Raw genomic sequence first — 14,839 nt, 5'->3', positions numbered from 1 at the left:
TCTGACGATCCGAAAAAAGCAGCAGTTGCAGCAGCGATTGCCCGAGCCAAAGCTCGCAAAGCGCAGCAAGAATCGGCATCTACTGAAGAAGAAGCTCAAGCTGAAACAGAAACTTCAGAAGACCCGAAAAAAGCAGCAGTTGCAGCAGCGATTGCCCGTGCCAAAGCTCGTAAAGCGCAGCAAGAATCGGCATCTACTGAAGAAGAAGCTCAGGCTGAAACGGAAACTTCAGACGATCCGAAGAAAGCAGCGGTTGCAGCAGCGATCGCCCGTGCTAAGGCTCGTAAAGCAGAGCAACAAAACAAAAATACCGAGGAGAATAACTAGTGGCTTTCTTTATAGCTAGTTCCCCACATACTCATATTAAACGCAGCACTTCTGATTTAATGAAGTGGGTAGCGTTGTGCGCACTACCGGGCTTATTTGCCCAGACCTATTTCTTCGGTTTCGGTACCTTAATCCAGTTGGGATTTGCAGTTATTGTCGCGCTGTCATTTGAAGCGGCAGTGATGAAGCTACGTAAACGCCCTACTCATCTTGCATTAAGAGACCACAGTGCCATAGTCACCGCTTGGTTATTGGCTGTTGCCATTCCACCAATGTCACCTTGGTGGATTGTGGTTATCGGTCTTATTTTCGCTATTTTGATTGCAAAACATCTTTACGGTGGGCTTGGTCAAAACCCATTTAACCCAGCAATGGTTGCCTACGTGGTTTTGCTTATTTCCTTCCCTGTTCAGATGACAAGCTGGATAGCTCCACACCAATTAGGACCAGATAGCATCTCTTTTGGTGACTCCTTTTCTTTGATCTTTACAGGCTTCGACTCCGACGGTTTATCTCTGCAGCAAGTTCGAACCGGTATTGATGGTCTGACAATGGCAACACCGCTGGACTCAGTGAAAACATCGCTGAAAGCTGGTCACACCTTATCAGAAGTGATGGCTCAGCCTCAGTTTGGTTCTTTAGCTGGAATCGGATGGGAATGGGTCAATCTTGCCTATTTGGCTGGCGGGCTTGTTCTTCTGAGACTAAGAGTCATCAACTGGCATATCCCTGTTGCTTTTATCGCGAGCTTGTTGGTGATGAGCACATTAGCGACCCTGTTCGCACCGGGTACAACCGCATCACCATTAGTTCATCTGTTGTCTGGTGCAACCATGTTGGGCGCGTTTTTTATTGCCACAGATCCAGTTACGGCCTCTACCACAGTGAAAGGACGTTTAGTGTTTGGCGCTTTCATCGGTGCTATGGTGTTTATCATTCGCAGTTGGGGTGGTTTCCCAGACGGTGTGGCATTTGCCGTTTTGCTTGCTAACATGTGCGTACCGTTAATCGACTACTACACTAAACCTCGTACTTACGGGCACTAAGGAGCAATTATGCTAACCGCAATTAGAAAAAACGGTCTCATCCTTGCTACTTTTGCCTGCTTATCGACAGGTGTCGTAGCGCTGACTCATCAATTAACTGAATCGCAGATCAAGAAGCAAGAGAAGATTCAGTTGTTGTCGATTTTAAACCAAGTGATTCCTAAAAAACTGCACGATAACGAGCTGTCACAATCGTGCATTTTGCTCAATGACCCAGCTCTTGGCACGAATAGTTCTATGCCTGCCTATGTGGCGAGACTAAACGGTCAGCCTAGTGCTATCGCGATAGAAGCTATCGCTCCCGATGGCTATAACGGTGCGATTAAGGTCATTGTCGGCATTAAAAATGATGGCACGATTACTGGTACCCGAGTTCTGGCACATAACGAAACTCCGGGGCTGGGTGACAAAATTGACCTGAGAATCACTGACTGGATACTGAACTTTACAGGTAAATCTGTAACAGCAGACAACGAGGAACAGTGGAAAGTCCGTAAAGACGGAGGTCAATTTGATCAGTTTACCGGTGCAACAATTACCCCACGAGCTGTGGTGAAAGCAGTGAAGAACGCCGTGACTTACGTGAATCAAAATCGTGAAGCACTGGCGAAACAAACCTATAACTGCGGAGATCAGTAATGAACAATGAACATAAAGCATTGATGAAAAACGGCATGTGGGAAAACAACCCCGCCTTAGTACAGTTGCTTGGTTTGTGTCCGCTACTTGCTGTTTCTTCTACCGTAACCAACGCACTTGGTTTAGGCATCGCAACCTTACTGGTTTTAGTCGGTTCCAACGTGACCGTATCATTGGTTCGCGATTACGTACCTAAAGAAGTGCGTATTCCAGTATTCGTGATGATCATTGCGTCGTTGGTAACCTGCGTGCAACTGTTGATGAATGCTTACGCCTACGGGTTGTATCTGTCACTCGGAATCTTCATCCCTCTCATCGTGACTAACTGTATTATCATCGGTCGCGCAGAAGCTTTTGCGTCAAAAAATGATGTCCTGCCTTCAGCCCAAGATGGTTTGTGGATGGGGCTAGGCATGACTTCAGTACTGGTTGTTTTGGGTGCTATGCGAGAAATTATCGGTAACGGCACCCTGTTCGATGGCGCTGATCTGCTACTGGGCGATTGGGCAAAAGTATTGAGAATTGAAATTTTCCATTTTGATAGCAGCTTCTTGCTTGCCCTATTACCTCCGGGCGCGTTTTTCGGCGTCGGCCTGCTGATTGCTCTCAAAAATGTGATTGATAAGCAGCTTGCAGCGCGTCAGCCAAAGCAAGAAAAACCAACTATCGAACGAGCACGAGTCACCAACGTATCGTCCTCATGAAAAACTAGAGAGACTGGAAACAGCGCAGAGTAATGAATAAAGATAAAAGAAGACAAATTCTCGAGCGACTGAGAGAAAACAATCCAAAGCCGGAAACAGAGCTCAACTGGAATTCACCATTCGAACTGCTCATCGCCGTTCTGTTGTCCGCTCAAGCAACAGATGTGAGTGTGAATAAAGCGACGGACAAGTTGTATGCCGTCGCCAATACACCCCAAGCCATCTTTGATTTGGGCGTTGATGGCGTTAAAGAGTACATCAAGACCATAGGTCTGTTTAACTCAAAAGCCGAGAACGTGATTAAAACTTGCCGTATTTTGCTTGATAAGCACAACGGTGAAGTTCCCGAAAACAGAGAAGCACTGGAAGCGTTACCCGGTGTAGGCCGAAAAACAGCAAACGTCGTTTTAAATACGGCATTTGGCTGGCCAACTATCGCTGTGGACACGCACATTTATAGAGTGTCCAATCGCACCAAATTTGCAATGGGAAAAACTGTCGACGATGTCGAACAGAAACTACTGAAAGTCGTTCCCGCAGAATTCAAATTAGACGTTCACCACTGGTTGATTTTGCATGGTCGATACACCTGTATCGCACGCAAGCCTCGTTGTGGGAGCTGCATAATTGAAGACCTGTGTGAGTTCGCTTCGAAAACAGAACTGTAAATATAAAATTTACCCGGAAAGCTAGGAGTCCAAAATGTCAAACAACCGTGTTCTACATACCATGCTACGCGTAGGTGATTTAGATAAGTCTATCGAGTTCTACACCAACGTAATGGGTATGAAGTTACTACGTAAAAACGAAAATGCTGAGTACAAATATACTCTAGCGTTCGTTGGTTATGGTGATGAGTCACAAGGCGCCGTTATTGAGCTCACTTATAACTGGGGTGTAGAAGAATACGACCTAGGTAAAGGTTTCGGTCACATCGCTATCGGCGTAGACGACATTTACGCAACTTGTGATGCAATTAAAGCGGTTGGCGGCAATGTTACTCGTGAGCCAGGTCCAGTAAAAGGCGGTACCACACACATCGCTTTTGTTAAAGACCCTGATGGTTACATGATTGAGCTTATCCAAAACCGTCAAGCAAGTGCAGGCCTAGAAGGTTAATCCTTCTTTGTACTGACGATAAAAAAACACCGCCAGAGGCGGTGTTTTTGTGTGTCTCTTGTGCGCAACAAGTTCAGCTCTAAATCTGAGTTCGACCGAGTGAAATCACCACACGGCGGTTCTTATCTTTGCCTATTGGCGATTCGTTGTCGGCAATTGGACGGCGTTTACCAAAGCCCTGCACCTGAATTCTGTCTTCAGGTAAACCTAGTGACTTAAAGTAATTGCGCAGTCTTTCCGAGCGTTTCTCCGACAGGCTTTGACTCTCGTTTTTGCTGTCTGCTGAATCTGTATAAGCCGCTACCAACACTAGGTCGATATCTTTGTTATAACGAATGTACTCGGCAATCTGTTCTAAACGCTTTTGAGACGCTTTGTTCAGATCGACACTATTACCACGGTCGTAATGAAGAATAGTGAACGAGATATCTTCGAAACTGTATGGCAGTAAATTGGCAATACAATCACTGAATACGTTGTATTGAGCTTGGAACAATACTGAAGAGAGCGCTACTTCAATGCGTTGGTCACGGCTTTGCCAATCCTGATAGCTAAATGTCGGATAACGGCCTTTTTCCAGTTCACTCAATAGTGTCCATGCCGATTGGCCGCCAATATAACCATCAAACTGTTTAAAGAACTGAATATTCGTGATGCGGTCTGCGCTCTCACCCGGTCTCCATGCTGGTGGCATTGAAACTAGGCTTACGTTACGAGTGTCCCCCATCGGGCGGCGCATTTTCAGTTCAAAGTCCAAATTCATTTTCTTACTGGCACGCGCAGAAAATTCCGCATCACCATAATTGGGAATAGGATGAACAAGCCGACACTCGAGTGGTGTGTTCGCCACCATCTGCCAAGTGGACTGCTGTGGCGTTGCCACATAACGCTTTTCTAATGCCGAAGCGGCAACAGGCGTCAATAGAGTGGCAGCGGCTAAACTTGTCACAAGCCATTTATTCATAAGGACTTTTATCTCTTAATACTGCATGTCATCGTGGCGACACATTGCCACCAACGTAAATCTGAACAGAGTAATGCAAAAATCTCGCCAGCTTACCCCTAACTCTTTAATCTCAAATCGATTGAGAACCGATAATTCAGCCTAATTTGATACCATCGAATAGTGGACCAATTAATTCCTCCTAAATAGAGTGCTCAGGTTTTTCTTATAGTCATAACATGCAATAATGCCGCCCTTGTCACAATAACTAGAGCCAGCATGACTGATTTAAAAGAAGCAAAGACATTAAAAGAGCGTTTCCGTGGTTATTTTCCTGTCGTTATTGACGTTGAAACTGCTGGATTCAACGCCCAAACCGATGCTTTATTAGAGATTTGCGCAGTGACTTTGCGTATGGACGAAAACGGTGATTTGCAACCTGCTTCTACCATTCACTTTCATGTTGAGCCTTTTGAAGGTGCCAACCTAGAAAAAGCGGCACTCGAGTTCACTGGCATTTATGACCCATTTAGCCCGCTTCGTGGCGCGGTGTCTGAAGATCATGCGCTAAAAGAGATCTACAAGCTGGTTCGTAAAGAGCAGAAAGACTCTGATTGCAGCCGAGCGATCATCGTTGCGCACAACGCCAACTTCGATCATAGCTTTGTTATGGCAGCAAGCGAGCGCAGTAAACTTAAACGCGTTCCTTTCCATCCCTTTGCCACTTTTGATACCGCTACGTTAAGTGGTCTTGCTTACGGACAGACGGTACTCGCCAAAGCGTGCAAAGCTGCCGGAATGGAATTTGATAATCGTGAAGCACACTCAGCGCTTTACGATACACAAAAAACTGCAGATCTGTTCTGCGGAATCGTCAACAAATGGAAAGCTCTTGGTGGCTGGCCTGCTGGTGATGACCAAGAAAACAACTAAAACCAAACACGACTTGAATTGAGAATTATATGAATCCTGTAGTCATTTCCGTTTGCGTCATGCTGCTTCTTGCACTGATGCGCGTAAACGTTGTGGTTGCCCTAACCTTCAGCGCCATTGTTGGCGGTTTAGTGGCAGGTATGAGCTTAAATGATACTGTAGCGGCTTTTGAAAGCGGCCTTGGTGGCGGTGCGACTATCGCGCTTAGCTACGCAATGCTTGGTACGTTTGCTGTTGCTATTTCTAAATCGGGTATCACTGATCTGTTAGCACAGAGCATGATCAAACGTCTTCATGGCAAAGAGCATGGTGCGGCAACAACCGGATTGAAATACGCTGTCCTAGTTGCATTATTGTTGATGGCGGTATCCTCACAAAACGTCATTCCGGTACACATCGCATTTATCCCAATTTTGATTCCGCCTCTATTAGGTGTATTTGCCAAGCTCAAACTAGACCGTCGCTTAGTAGCCTGTGTTCTTACCTTTGGTCTGATCACTCCTTACATGGTGCTACCTGTGGGTTTTGGCGGTATTTTCCTTAACAACATTCTGCTTAAAAACCTGCGTGAGAATGGTCTGGAAAACATCACTGCGGGTCAGGTACCTATGGCGATGTTACTGCCAGCTATTGGCATGATTACAGGTCTGCTTATCGCGGTATTCTTCAGCTACCGCAAACCGCGTGAGTATCAAGAAACTGAGCTGACTGTTGTTCATCATCAAGCGAACGAAATCGACAAGAAACACGTTGGAATTGCTGCTATTGGTATCGTGGTTGCGTTAGCCGTTCAGCTTGCGACAGGTTCAATGATCATCGGTGCATTAGCTGGCTTTATGGTGTTTACTTTCGGCGGTGTTATCGCATGGAAAGAGACGCACGATGTGTTCACCAAAGGTGTTCACATGATGGCAATGATCGGCTTTATCATGATTTCTGCTGCAGGCTTTGCCGCTGTCATGAAAGATACTGGCGGTGTTGAATCTCTTGTTAGCGCGTTATCAACCAGTATTGGTGACAACAAGCCTTTAGCCGCATTGCTTATGCTTGTAGTAGGTTTGCTGGTGACTATGGGGATCGGTTCTTCGTTCTCAACCATTCCGATTATCGCGACCATCTATGTCCCTTTGTGTATCGCTTTTGGTTTTTCTCCGATGGCAACCGTAGCGCTAGTCGGTACTGCTGCTGCACTAGGTGATGCTGGCTCACCAGCCTCTGACTCAACCTTAGGTCCAACTTCTGGTCTGAACGCCGATGGACAGCATGAGCACATTTGGGAAACCGTTGTACCGACCTTCCTCCACTACAACTTACCATTAGTTGCATTTGGTTGGATTGCGGCAATGGTGCTTTAACCCATGTTCTTTCAACCCCGCATATTAAAATTGTGGGGTGATAAAACGTAAGACATTAAAAAGGCTTCCCTCGGGAAGCCTTTTTGCTATTCATTGACTATCAACATCAAAGTGTGTGATTAAGCACCTTCGTTGTACAGTTCCAGACTTGCTAGATCCTGAATTTCACGTTGTGCCTTAACATCATCACCACGCATCGATTCTAGGTAGTCGAGGTATTGCTGGTCGATGTCACCTGTCACGTACTCACCGTTAAATACTGAAGCTTCAAATTTAGCAATATCAGGGTTACCTGCACGCACTGCATCTTCTAAATCTTCAAGAGTTTGGAAGATAAGCGCATCTGCACCGATTTGTTTACAGATATCTGCATTATCACGGCCGTGAGCAATCAACTCGTTTGCTGTTGGCATATCGATACCATATACGTTCGGGAAACGAATCTCAGGCGCCGCTGATACCATGTAAACTTTCGCTGCACCAGAATCACGAGCCATTTCGATAATCTGTTCAGAAGTTGTTCCACGCACGATTGAGTCATCAACAAGTAGTACATTCTTATCTTTAAACTCAGAACGGATAGCGTTCAGTTTACGACGAACTGATTTCTTACGTTGCTGTTGACCCGGCATGATAAACGTACGGCCAACATAACGGTTTTTCACGAAACCTTGTCGGTATGGTTTATCAATCGCTTGAGCAATTTGCAGCGCGATATCATTTGATGTTTCTGGAATTGGAATAACAACATCAATATCCAAATCAGAAAACTCATTCTTAATACGCTCACCAAGACGTTTACCCATTTCAACGCGTGCGCTGTAAACAGAGATTTTATCGATGAATGAATCTGGACGAGCAAAGTAAACGAACTCGAAAATACATGGAGTAAGACTTGGAGTATCAGCACACTGCTTAGTGAACAACTCGCCTTCAAATGTTGCGTAGATAGCTTCACCCGGCGCGACATCACGTACAAAGTCGAAACCTACAGCATCGAGTGCTACCGATTCAGACGCAACCATGTACTCAGTACGACCATTCACTTCACGCTTACCGAGGCAAAGCGGACGAATACCATGTGGGTCGCGGAACGCAATCATACCGTGACCGATGATCATAGCGGTTACTGCGTATGCGCCACGAATAGTGCGGTGTACGTTTGCCACTGCACGGAAGACATCTTCAGAAGTAACATTACCTCTTACAGTATCAATCTCATGCGCCAATACGTTTAGCAATACTTCAGAATCTGAAGTGGTATTGATATGACGACGATCTTTTTCGAACAACTTTTCACGTACAATATTCGCATTGGTTAGGTTGCCGTTATGAGCAAGCGTGATACCAAAAGGAGAGTTTACGTAAAAAGGCTGAGCTTCAGATGCACTTGAGCTGCCGGCAGTTGGGTAGCGAACGTGCCCAATACCCACAGTACCTTGAAGACGCTGCATGTGTTTGGCTTCAAAGACATCTTTTACTAAACCGTTCGCCTTGCGCAGACGAAAACGATTGCTATCTATGGTACAAATACCAGCGGCATCTTGGCCACGATGCTGCAATACCGTTAAAGCGTCATAAATAGACTGGTTTACAGGCGATGTGCCCACGATTCCAACAATACCACACATGTCTTATTCCTCGATTTGCGTCAGTAACTGACGCGTTATATCGCGTCAGATAGAAAACTTGATGTTGCTTGTATGTGTTCGAAGAGAGGCGCAATCACACGGCTAAATTCCGGTACTAATTGCGAACTCTTCCACCACTCTGAGCTTGGTAATGCCGTAAATGTATCCACAAAAAACAGAGCTGCCGCTACGATTAGAACCCCACGTAATGCGCCAAATACAACGCCTAAGACTCTATCCGTACCTGATAAACCTGTTTTTTGAACCAATTGCGAAATCACATAATTCACAATAGCCCCCACCACTAATGTTGCTACAAAGAGTGCAGCAATGGCGGCGCCGTTGCGAATCAAATCGTCTTTAATGTTGGTAAAGTACACCGCCAGTTTTGCGTAGTACTGTGAAGCAATAAAAAATGCACCACACCAGATAATTAATGACAAGGCTTCTTTCGCAAAGCCACGTACCAAACTGATCAAAGCTGACAAGCCGATCACACTTAAAATGACAATATCTAACCAATTCATGAGTTCTTACATCTTAAGTTGGCGCGCATTTTAACAGAAAAAAACGCGACGCAAACGTTTTCTTATGGGTTTAGTGGTTTAAATTTGAGCAATTGACCTTTTGAACCGGTAACTTTCTCTAATTCCAGTAGTTGTCTCTCAAGCTTACTTTTCGAGACGTCAGGTCCGATGATCACTCTTGTAAAACCGTTTTCTTGTTTTGTGTGAGCCTGATACCCACGTTTTTGCAAATCGCTCACGACATTTTTCGCGTTTTCTGCGTTCTTCAATGCCATCAACTGAATGATCCACGCGCTATCTTGGTAGTCATTTTTCTCAGCGATTTCTTTGACAACGGTTTTCATCGGTTTATCAGCATCAGCCGAGGTGCCTGATGTCTGAGTTGTTTGTTGAGTGACAGAAACCGGAGTTTCAGGTAGTGCAACTTGGTCTTCAATAGGCTCAAGCACTTCGAACTTTTCTACATCACTATTAAGCTCTGGTTTGATCGGAATACTTGTGATCTCTTCTTGATAGTGCATTTTTTTACCATCAAGGACATCAGGCAAAACGATGACACCTATTGCTACCAAAATAATAGTACCTACTAAACGGCTTTGAAATTTACTCGCCATTTACGCTCCTTTATTTTTCCAGTGCTCAAGCACTTCACCGACTGTGTGGAAAGACCCAGCAACGATTATGACATCACCATCCGTAATCCTTGTCATCGCACTTTCAAATGCACTAACAGGGTTTGCATGCTCAACCTGACCTTGTTCAAGGTGCTGGCACAGTTCATTCGCTGAAGCCGCTCTCGGGCCAGACAAAGAAGCTGGATACCAATACTTCACTAGCGGTTTAAGCACATTAATGGTGGATTTAATATCTTTGTCATGCAGCATGCCAAGTACCATATGCACAGTTTGCTCAGGGAACTGAGTACGAATCTGGCTAGCGAGATATTCTGCGGAATGAGGGTTGTGAGCCACATCAAGTAGTACTATTGGATTATCACTAATGCGTTGCATGCGTCCCGCCAATTTCGCTTTGCGCAGACCTTCGACAATATTGACATCGCTAACGTCTAACCCTGAACATCCCAAAGCCATCAATGCTGTTGCGGCATTGGCGAGAGGAAGTGTCGGCACAGGTAGATCGGTGAGATCAAAAGGCCCACTTCTCCACTGCCAAACCGTGTCTGACACTTTTTCATAATCAAACTGGATACCAACCTGATAGAAATCCGCGCCAATGTCATCGGCGTGAGCGGCAACCGTTGACGGAGGCTTAGGTTGACCACAAATAGCAGGCTTGCCTGGGCGGAAAATACCCGCTTTCTCAAAACCGATCACATTGATGTCGTCACCCAACCAGTCAACATGGTCGATAGCTAAGCTGGTAATAACCGATACATCATGATCAACCACGTTAGTCGCATCTAGACGACCACCAAGGCCGACCTCTAACAGCACAACATCGACTTTTTCAGTTTGGAAAATGCGAAGAGCCGCTAACGTACCAAATTCAAAAAAACTTAGGCTGATCTCGCCACGCTGTTGTTCAATATAAGCAAAAGCTTCTGTGTGTAGTTCATCACTAGCATCAACGCCGTTAATACGTACACGTTCGTTGTAACTGATAAGGTGAGGAGAACTGTAGACACCAACCGAATAACCAGCATCCAGAAGAATACTTTCCATTAACGCACAGGTAGAACCCTTGCCGTTGGTTCCGGCAACTGTGATAACGGTAGGAGCGGGTTTAGTGAGAGAGGCTTTGTTAGCCACCGCCTGAACGCGGTCTAAGCCTAAATCAATTGCAGAACTATGAATATGTGTTAAATAATCAAGCCACATCGACAGTGGGGATGTGGCTTGAGGAATTGGGTTTTGTTTCATCTAACGTAGAACCATTGTTTTCTTTGGTTTAGTTAGCGCCTACTTTACCCTTTTTTCTTCGCTTCTGGTACTGAATATGCTTCCTCTTGTGGAGCATCGTTCACAGAAACTACGAGTGGCGATTTTTGGTTCGTCATCTTCGCTAGTAAGCCAGCAATGCGTTGACGCATTTCGCGGCGGTCTACGATCATATCAATCGCACCGTGCTCTAGCAGGAATTCGCTGCGTTGGAAACCTTCTGGAAGGTCTTCACGTACAGTTTGTTCGATAACGCGACGGCCAGCAAAACCGATCAGTGCTTTTGGCTCACCGATGTTTACATCGCCTAGCATCGCAAGGCTTGCAGAAACACCACCCATTGTTGGGTCAGTCATTACCGAAATGAACGGTAAACCTTTGTTTGACAAGCGCTCTAACGCCGCACTGGTTTTAGCCATTTGCATTAGAGACATCAAAGCCTCTTGCATACGAGCACCACCACTTGCAGAGAAACATACTAGGCCACAATTTCTTTCAATGGCTGATTCCACTGCACGAACAAAACGAGCGCCAACAACTGAGCCCATTGAACCACCCATGAATGAGAATTCAAAAGCACATGCTACGAGTGGGATACCGTGCAGTTCACCATTCATCACGATAAGAGCGTCTTTTTCACCGCTGCTCTTTTGTGCCGCTGCAAGACGTTCTTTATAACGCTTTGAATCTTTGAATTTCAGTTTATCTTGAGGCTCAAGCTCTTGTGCAATCTCTTGGCGATTGTCTTCATCTAAGAATGTTTCAAGACGACGACGCGCTTTCATACGCATGTGGTGATTACACTTAGGACAAACTTCGAGGTTGCGCTCAAGTTCTGCGTGGTAGAGTACCTGCTCACAAGATGTACACTTCGTCCAAACACCTTCAGGAATCGATGCTTTACGTGAAGTAACTATGTTGCTTTTTTCTAAAATCTTTTCAAGCCAACTCATAGAAGACCTTTTACTCTGTGCTCTCCCGCTCAATGCGAAAGAATTAAATTCGACAATAATGCGTGGGGATTAAAGCATAGAAAATGCCAACTGTAGACAAAAAACTGGTTGTACCTATTTCTTGCACCAGCCACACACACCTAATTATGCTCATTTTCAATGCTAATCAACTGATAACTTTGAGCCAATTAATACACTTTAGTTCAACATTAGTTCAAATGATCAGGTAAAAATAGCGGCCCTAATGGTGGTTTGGGTAAATCAAACTCTTGTGGATAATCCACAGACACCAAATATAGACCTTCCGCTTTTGCGGTTGCACCCGCCAATGTGCGATTTTTCGCATCTAGCAGCCACTGAATCCACTCAGGTTCTTTCTCACCACGACCAACAGCTATGAGGCTACCTGTGATATTGCGAACCATATGATGAACAAAAGCATTCGCTTTAATATCAATAACTACGTAACGCTCATGACGGGTAACATTCAAGTGCATCATATTACGCCACGGACTACGTGACTGGCAATGAACAGCTCGAAATGACGTGAAATCATTCTCACCCAACAGATATTGGCCAGCTTGATGCATTTTTTCCGCATCAAGTTCGCCGTGATAGTGGCTCACACCGGAAGCCAGAATCCCCGGACGATATTCATGGTTATAAATCACGTAACGGTATCGACGAGCAGTTGCTGTAAAGCGAGCGTGGAACTCATCTGGAACTTCTTTAGCCCAACGCACAGCGATATTCTTTGGTAGATTTGCATTGGTTCCCATCGTCCATGCAACCATTTTGCGTGTCGCTGTTGTATCAAAATGGACAACTTGCCCAGTGCCATGTACGCCAGCATCTGTGCGACCTGCACACTGAACTTCAACAGGATGGTTGGCGACGATAGACAGTGCTTTTTCTAGCTCTTCTTGCACACTTGCAACTTCTCTTTGACGCTGCCAACCAAAGTAATGAGTACCGTCGTACTCAATACCCAACGCTATTCTCATGGTGTATCACTCTTAAAAACTATAGGTCTAAGGACCTTGGGGCGGGCAGTATAATATCAATCGCTTAAGATTTCTAACCCGCAAAATGCTTACAACGGTATGATCATACCTGCTATTTAAGATAGCTAAATAAACAAAGAGGCAGCCAATGCTGCCTCTTTTACTGTTACTGTTTACACTCGACCATTAATGACATCAATAAGGTGTTTCGCTTGCTGCCTTATCTCATCACTACCATCCACGATCGCTTCTTCGAGTAGCTTAATGGCACCTTTATCATCGTTCATCTCAATGTAGATTTTCGCTAAATCCAGCTTGCCAGCGGCTTCTGAATTGCTGTCTACGTCGATATCACTAACTTCACCAATCACATCTGGGAACTCATTAAGACCCACATCCAGCTTTAACTCTTCATTATCGAGATTAAGAGTACTGCCATCATCGCTTTCAACCTGAGCCATTAAATCGTCGATAGTCATAAACTGGTGGCTTGCAGGCTCAAACTCGGCAAACTCTTCCTGATTTCCCCAATTTTCTTGGGCGACTTCTGGCTCTTTCACCTGAATTTCAGGATGCCACACGTCCTTCTCAGCTTCTGGTACTTCGTCAGATATCGTCGCTTGTTGATCTGGCGTTAAGTTAAAGCCATTCCAATCCTCTCCGCCCATTTCCAGCATGGCATCAATGTCCATACCAGCACTATCAACGGACTTAGCATCAATAGGCTTATCAAAGGCAAAGCTTGTTTCCGTTCTATCTTCGTCAGACAACCAATCGGAAAGCGCTTGTTCATCAAACTCTTGTTTAGAAACATCGCTAAGATTAACTTCTGTTGTCTCCGTCTCAGCCTCAGCCTCTTCATACAGTGAAGAATCATCTAAATGATCGTCTTCTGATTCATCAGACAGCTCATCTGTTTGGGAGAACATATCCGCTAAAGCATCTTCTTCCGTATATTCAGGCAGATCAGAATCATTAATTTCTACATCCGCAATCTCGCTTTCAGCTTCAGGTAACTCTTGATCCTCGGTGAATTCAGAGTCCGCAAGTGCATCTTCTTCTGTATACTCTGGAAGGTCTAATTCGTCGAATTGAGCAGCAATATCTTGCTCTGGCTGCTCAGACTCAGACTCTTCTGCCAAAACCTCAGCTGGTGCTACTTCGTCTTGCGTTTCCAGAGCTTCCGTTTCGGCTTCAGGTTCAACATCCGCCAGCGCATCTTCTTCTGAGTACTCTGGAAGATCTAAATCGTCGAACTCAGCCGCAATATCTTGCTCTGGCGGCTCAGACTCGGACTCAGATTCTTCAGCCAAAAGATCAGCAGGTGTCACTTCATCTTGCGCTTCAGGAGTTTCCGTTTCTACTGCTTCAGATTCAACATCCGCCAGCGCATCTTCTTCTGTGTACTCTGGAAGATCTAACTCGTCGAACTCAGCCGCAATATCTTGCTCTGGCTGCTCAGACTCGGACTCAGACTCTTCAGACAAAAGCTCAGCAGGTGTCACTTTATCTTGCGCTTCAGGAGTTTCAGTTTCTACTGCTTCAGATTCAACATCCACCAGCGCATCTTCTTCTGTGTACTCTGGAAGCTCCAATTCGTCGAACTCAGCCGCAATATCTTGCTCTGGCGGCTCAGACTCGGACTCAGACTCTTCAGACAAAAGCTCAGCAGGTGTCACTTCATCTTGCGCTTCAGGAGTTTCAGTTTCTACTGCTTCAGATTCAACATCCACCAGCGCATCTTCTTCTGTGTACTCTGG

Annotated in this window: 15 protein-coding genes and 1 pseudogene; 8 read left to right on the top strand and 8 right to left on the bottom strand. The window is 45.4% G+C overall.

What is annotated here, in order from left to right; genetic code table 11:
• The 6 genes and pseudogenes from ACRQQK_RS02690 to gloA all read left to right on the top strand — a co-directional run.
• Window positions 1-327: pseudogene (locus ACRQQK_RS02690) on the top strand (electron transport complex subunit RsxC); the annotation flags it as partial.
• Window positions 327-1,373: an electron transport complex subunit RsxD gene (gene rsxD, locus ACRQQK_RS02685; RefSeq protein ID WP_457509955.1), complete on the top strand. Its 1,047-nt coding sequence runs from the start codon at window positions 327-329 to the stop codon at window positions 1,371-1,373. The pseudogene ACRQQK_RS02690 and the gene rsxD, both read left to right, overlap by 1 nt.
• Window positions 1,374-1,382: 9 nt before the next feature.
• Window positions 1,383-2,012 carry an electron transport complex subunit RsxG gene (gene rsxG, locus ACRQQK_RS02680; RefSeq protein WP_457509954.1) on the top strand — a complete coding sequence of 210 codons (630 nt, stop codon included), beginning with the start codon at window positions 1,383-1,385 and terminating at the stop codon, window positions 2,010-2,012.
• Window positions 2,012-2,716, top strand: a complete 705-nt coding sequence (locus ACRQQK_RS02675) for an electron transport complex subunit E (RefSeq protein WP_102953779.1) — start codon at window positions 2,012-2,014, stop codon at window positions 2,714-2,716. Before rsxG ends, ACRQQK_RS02675 begins: the two co-directional genes overlap by 1 nt.
• Before the next feature lie 32 nt (window positions 2,717-2,748).
• Window positions 2,749-3,384: an endonuclease III gene (gene nth, locus ACRQQK_RS02670; protein ID WP_102953777.1), complete on the top strand. Its 636-nt coding sequence runs from the start codon at window positions 2,749-2,751 to the stop codon at window positions 3,382-3,384.
• Window positions 3,385-3,418: 34 nt separating this feature from the next.
• The gene (gloA, locus tag ACRQQK_RS02665) at window positions 3,419-3,835 is read left to right on the top strand and encodes a lactoylglutathione lyase (RefSeq protein ID WP_457509953.1); all 417 of its coding nucleotides are present in this window, start codon (window positions 3,419-3,421) and stop codon (window positions 3,833-3,835) included.
• Window positions 3,836-3,914: 79 nt separating this feature from the next.
• Here gloA and motY read toward each other — a convergent pair whose 3' ends face one another.
• A complete protein-coding gene (gene motY, locus ACRQQK_RS02660) occupies window positions 3,915-4,799 on the bottom strand; it encodes a flagellar protein MotY (RefSeq protein WP_102965428.1) in 885 nt (294 codons plus the stop codon).
• A 258-nt stretch (window positions 4,800-5,057) separates the two neighbouring features.
• Between motY and rnt the strand changes: the two genes are divergently transcribed.
• Both rnt and ACRQQK_RS02650 read left to right on the top strand, forming a co-directional pair.
• Window positions 5,058-5,711 (top strand): ribonuclease T, encoded by a 654-nt coding sequence (gene rnt / locus ACRQQK_RS02655; protein ID WP_457509952.1) that lies wholly within the window; start codon window positions 5,058-5,060, stop codon window positions 5,709-5,711.
• 29 nt (window positions 5,712-5,740) lie between these two features.
• Complete coding sequence (locus tag ACRQQK_RS02650; protein WP_457509951.1) at window positions 5,741-7,066, top strand: Na+/H+ antiporter family protein; 1,326 nt, start codon at window positions 5,741-5,743, stop codon at window positions 7,064-7,066.
• A 119-nt stretch (window positions 7,067-7,185) separates the two neighbouring features.
• On the opposite strand, the gene purF is transcribed toward ACRQQK_RS02650, so the two are convergent.
• The 7 genes from purF to ACRQQK_RS02615 all read right to left on the bottom strand — a co-directional run.
• Window positions 7,186-8,697: an amidophosphoribosyltransferase gene (gene purF / locus ACRQQK_RS02645; RefSeq protein ID WP_457509950.1), complete on the bottom strand. Its 1,512-nt coding sequence runs from the start codon at window positions 8,695-8,697 to the stop codon at window positions 7,186-7,188.
• A gap of 35 nt (window positions 8,698-8,732) precedes the next feature.
• Window positions 8,733-9,224, bottom strand: a complete 492-nt coding sequence (locus ACRQQK_RS02640; RefSeq protein ID WP_042486318.1) for a CvpA family protein — start codon at window positions 9,222-9,224, stop codon at window positions 8,733-8,735.
• A gap of 62 nt (window positions 9,225-9,286) precedes the next feature.
• A complete protein-coding gene (locus ACRQQK_RS02635; RefSeq protein ID WP_457509949.1) occupies window positions 9,287-9,838 on the bottom strand; it encodes an SPOR domain-containing protein in 552 nt (183 codons plus the stop codon).
• Window positions 9,839-11,104 carry a bifunctional tetrahydrofolate synthase/dihydrofolate synthase gene (folC, locus tag ACRQQK_RS02630; RefSeq protein ID WP_457509948.1) on the bottom strand — a complete coding sequence of 422 codons (1,266 nt, stop codon included), beginning with the start codon at window positions 11,102-11,104 and terminating at the stop codon, window positions 9,839-9,841.
• 44 nt (window positions 11,105-11,148) lie between these two features.
• Window positions 11,149-12,075 carry an acetyl-CoA carboxylase, carboxyltransferase subunit beta gene (gene accD / locus ACRQQK_RS02625; RefSeq protein ID WP_457509947.1) on the bottom strand — a complete coding sequence of 309 codons (927 nt, stop codon included), beginning with the start codon at window positions 12,073-12,075 and terminating at the stop codon, window positions 11,149-11,151.
• Window positions 12,076-12,284: 209 nt separating this feature from the next.
• Entirely contained in the window at window positions 12,285-13,079 is a 795-nt protein-coding gene (gene truA / locus ACRQQK_RS02620) for a tRNA pseudouridine(38-40) synthase TruA (protein WP_457509946.1), read from the bottom strand.
• A 173-nt stretch (window positions 13,080-13,252) separates the two neighbouring features.
• Window positions 13,253-14,839: FimV/HubP family polar landmark protein (locus ACRQQK_RS02615; RefSeq protein ID WP_457509945.1), on the bottom strand; the 1,587-nt coding region annotated here is incomplete at its 5' end.

This window comes from Vibrio sp. C8 (assembly GCF_054051265.1).
This window is presented reverse-complemented; position numbering and strand designations above follow the sequence as displayed.

What these genes read in the sequence shown, in the direction of transcription:
- rsxG (WP_457509954.1), top strand. Translation starts at nt 1,383, where the DNA reads ATGCTAACCGCAATTAGAAAAAACGGTCTCATCCTTGCTACTTTTGCC.
- ACRQQK_RS02675 (WP_102953779.1), top strand. Translation starts at nt 2,012, where the DNA reads ATGAACAATGAACATAAAGCATTGATGAAAAACGGCATGTGGGAAAAC.
- nth (WP_102953777.1), top strand. Translation starts at nt 2,749, where the DNA reads ATGAATAAAGATAAAAGAAGACAAATTCTCGAGCGACTGAGAGAAAAC.
- gloA (WP_457509953.1), top strand. Translation starts at nt 3,419, where the DNA reads ATGTCAAACAACCGTGTTCTACATACCATGCTACGCGTAGGTGATTTA.
- motY (WP_102965428.1), bottom strand. Translation starts at nt 4,799, where the DNA reads ATGAATAAATGGCTTGTGACAAGTTTAGCCGCTGCCACTCTATTGACG.
- rnt (WP_457509952.1), top strand. Translation starts at nt 5,058, where the DNA reads ATGACTGATTTAAAAGAAGCAAAGACATTAAAAGAGCGTTTCCGTGGT.
- ACRQQK_RS02650 (WP_457509951.1), top strand. Translation starts at nt 5,741, where the DNA reads ATGAATCCTGTAGTCATTTCCGTTTGCGTCATGCTGCTTCTTGCACTG.
- purF (WP_457509950.1), bottom strand. Translation starts at nt 8,697, where the DNA reads ATGTGTGGTATTGTTGGAATCGTGGGCACATCGCCTGTAAACCAGTCT.
- ACRQQK_RS02640 (WP_042486318.1), bottom strand. Translation starts at nt 9,224, where the DNA reads ATGAATTGGTTAGATATTGTCATTTTAAGTGTGATCGGCTTGTCAGCT.
- ACRQQK_RS02635 (WP_457509949.1), bottom strand. Translation starts at nt 9,838, where the DNA reads ATGGCGAGTAAATTTCAAAGCCGTTTAGTAGGTACTATTATTTTGGTA.
- folC (WP_457509948.1), bottom strand. Translation starts at nt 11,104, where the DNA reads ATGAAACAAAACCCAATTCCTCAAGCCACATCCCCACTGTCGATGTGG.
- accD (WP_457509947.1), bottom strand. Translation starts at nt 12,075, where the DNA reads ATGAGTTGGCTTGAAAAGATTTTAGAAAAAAGCAACATAGTTACTTCA.
- truA (WP_457509946.1), bottom strand. Translation starts at nt 13,079, where the DNA reads ATGAGAATAGCGTTGGGTATTGAGTACGACGGTACTCATTACTTTGGT.